The 2,668-nt window shown below is 60.9% G+C and carries 4 protein-coding genes; 3 read left to right on the top strand and 1 reads right to left on the bottom strand.

What is annotated here, in order from left to right; all coding sequences use genetic code 11:
* Positions 1-123: 123 nt before the first annotated feature.
* On the bottom strand, positions 124-1,041 hold the full coding sequence (locus GHO41_RS28890) for a LysR family transcriptional regulator (protein WP_153326089.1): 918 nt from the start codon (positions 1,039-1,041) through the stop codon (positions 124-126).
* A 124-nt stretch (positions 1,042-1,165) separates the two neighbouring features.
* Between GHO41_RS28890 and GHO41_RS28885 the strand changes: the two genes are divergently transcribed.
* From GHO41_RS28885 to GHO41_RS28875, 3 genes are all read left to right on the top strand, one after another.
* The gene (locus tag GHO41_RS28885) at positions 1,166-1,924 is read left to right on the top strand and encodes a 5-oxoprolinase subunit PxpA (RefSeq protein ID WP_048390969.1); all 759 of its coding nucleotides are present in this window, start codon (positions 1,166-1,168) and stop codon (positions 1,922-1,924) included.
* An 88-nt stretch (positions 1,925-2,012) separates the two neighbouring features.
* Positions 2,013-2,258, top strand: coding sequence for an acetyl-CoA carboxylase (locus GHO41_RS28880; protein WP_048366929.1), 246 nt, complete (start codon positions 2,013-2,015; stop codon positions 2,256-2,258).
* 10 nt (positions 2,259-2,268) lie between these two features.
* Positions 2,269-2,668, top strand: a 400-nt coding sequence (locus GHO41_RS28875; RefSeq protein ID WP_305977958.1) for a biotin carboxylase N-terminal domain-containing protein, incomplete at its 3' end; no start/stop codon positions are given.

The following is a 2,668-nucleotide window of genomic DNA, read 5'->3' as shown; positions in this document are numbered from 1 at the left end:
GGATGGCGACTGGAAAAAGTTGGGTAGTTTTTTTGAATAAAAACAATGGGTTATTTTATGTTTGATAAGAGCGAGCTCGCCTCGCGATCTTTTGATCTTAAAAAAGCTCGCTCCTGCACCGCATCAGCGCCGCGCCGATATCTGCTGCGGGGCCAAAAAGGCGTCGTGGAAGTACGTACGAAACGCCTGCATCGCCGGGCTCAAGTCGCGCTCGCGATGCCACGCCAACCCCACGCTCATGGGCGTCACGGCGTCGGTGACGGTCACGGTTTCAATGCGTTTCCCTTCCAGTGACCACGGCCGGTGCACCAGGTCCGACAGGATCGCCACGCCGCTGCCATTGGCAACCATGCTGCGCACTGCTTCAACAGAACTGGTGCGCACCCGCACGTTGGGCTGTTGGTGGCTCTGTTCCCAGTAGCGCATCGCACTCTGTTCTGCTTCGTCCACGGTGAGCAAAATGTAGGGCTCTTTGGCGACATCCGCCAAGCTCACGGCCGAGCGCTCGCACAGCGGGTGATGGCTGGGCAGCCACAATCGGCGCTCCGAGTTGAAGAGTGTTTCGGAGACGATGTCCGGGTGCGTCAGGTTTGCCGTCAGCACCACCGCCATGTCGAAACGGCCCTCCAGCAACCCTTGCTCGATCGCTGTGCGTTCTTGTTCATGGACCTCGATGGTGACGTCCGGATGCCAGTGTTCAAGGCGCTGCAAATGGTGCGGCAAAAAATAACCGATCACCGTGTAACTCGCCGCCAAGCGCAACACGCCGCTGGCGCGGATGTCCGGCAGCGGGCTGTTCAGGGCGTCATCCACGCTGCGCAAAATCACGTAGGCCCGGTTCAGAAAATGCCGCCCGGCCTCGGTCAAGGTCATGCCCTGAACCGAGCGCTGAAATAACAGCGTGCCGACAGTGCTTTCCAGCTCCTTGATCGCTGTGGTCACCGCCGACTGGGAAATATTCAAATAAATCGCCGCCTGGGAGATTTGCCCAATCTCGGCGGTGGCGACGAAATAGCGGACTTGGCGCAGGGTCAGTGACATGGGCACTCCATAGGACATCTATCTGTTTTTCAGAAGGCATCCTATCTATTAATAGATCTTTCCACGGGGTTGGCAGCACTCTAACGTAGTTTGCATGCAGTCATCAGCACCAGGAGCAGCACCCATGCACACCGTAGATTTCAACTCCGACATGGGCGAGGGCTTCGGCCCGTGGACCATCGGCGATGGCGTCGACACCGAACTGATGGCCTTCATCAGCTCTGCCAATATCGCCACCGGTTTTCATGCCGGTGACCCGAGCACCATGCGCCGCACCATCGAGCAAGCCAAGCGACTGGGCGTGGCCATTGGCGCACACCCGGGCTTTCGCGACCTGGTCGGTTTTGGCCGTCGCCACATCAATGCCCCGGCCCAGGAACTGGTCGACGACATCCTCTACCAACTCGGCGCCCTGCGTGAGCTGGCGCGTGTTCAAGGCGTTGCACTGCAACACATCAAACCCCACGGCGCGCTCTACATGCACCTGGCCCGCGACGAAGAAGCGGCGCGCTTGCTGGTCGAGAACCTGCAACGTCTGGAGCCAGAGCTGCTGCTGTTTTGCATGCCGGGTTCGGTGATCTGCCGCATCGCGCAAGCGCTGGGCCAGCCGGTGGTTCGCGAGTTCTACGCCGACCGCGAATACGACCTCAGCGGCTCCATCGTGTTTACCCGCAATGTGCGTGCTTACGACCCGGCCCACGTTGCCGAGCGTGCGTTGCGTGCCTGTCAGGAGGGCGTGGTGCGCACCGTCGAAGGCGAAGACCTGGCCATCGAGTTCGACTCCATCTGCTTGCACAGCGACACGCCGGGCGCGCTCGTTTTGGCCCAAGCGGTGCGCGGCGCACTGGACGGTGCCGGGCTCAAGGTGCGCGCGCCACGTTAACCCCTGAACACCTGGCGCCAGAAACCAGGGTTTACGCATCGATTCATTTTTTGCCTGCCTTTCTACAACTATTCCAAGAGGAACAGACATGGCCGAACACACCGTCATCACCCCATTGCCGGGCACGTTCTACCGCAAAGCTTCACCGGACTCGGACAACTTTGTTGAAGTGGGCGCGCAGGTCACCGCCGACACGGTCATTGGCTTGATTGAAGTCATGAAGCAGTTTTCTGAATTGACCGCCGGGGCAGCCGGTCGGGTCAGCGCCTTCCTGGTTGAAGACGGCGACCCGATCGAGCCGGGCCAGGTCATCGCAACGCTCGACCACGAGTAAGGGCGCGACCATGACCCAAGGCATTCATAAATTACTGATCGCCAACCGTGGCGAGATCGCCGTGCGGATTATTCGCGCCGCCCAAGCGTTGGGGATTCCCACCGTGGCCGCGTGCAGCGAAGCCGACGTCGACTCACAGGCTGCGCGCATGGCCGATGAGGTCCACATCCTCGGCCCGGCCCGCGCCGATAAAAGCTACCTGAACATCGAGGCCTTGATCGGCGCGCTAAAAGCCACTGGCGCCAACGCGGTGCATCCGGGTTATGGCTTCTTGTCCGAGAACGCCGACTTCGCCGAAGCCGTGCTCGCCGCCGGGGCGATTTTTGTCGGCCCGAGCCCCGACACCATCCGCCGTATGGGTGACAAAGCCGAGGCCCGTCGCACCGCGCAGGCCGCAGGCGTGCCCGTGG

This window comes from Pseudomonas sp. FSL R10-0399 (assembly GCF_009600165.1).
GTDB classification, from domain to species: Bacteria; Pseudomonadota; Gammaproteobacteria; order Pseudomonadales; family Pseudomonadaceae; genus Aquipseudomonas; species Aquipseudomonas helleri.
Note: the sequence above shows the minus strand (reverse complement) of the source record. Positions and strands in the feature narration are given on the sequence as shown.

Bases quoted from the DNA above. Each gene is read 5' to 3' on its own strand.
- GHO41_RS28890 (WP_153326089.1), bottom strand. From the start codon at position 1,041: ATGTCACTGACCCTGCGCCAAGTCCGCTATTTCGTCGCCACCGCCGAG.
- GHO41_RS28885 (WP_048390969.1), top strand. From the start codon at position 1,166: ATGCACACCGTAGATTTCAACTCCGACATGGGCGAGGGCTTCGGCCCG.
- GHO41_RS28880 (WP_048366929.1), top strand. From the start codon at position 2,013: ATGGCCGAACACACCGTCATCACCCCATTGCCGGGCACGTTCTACCGC.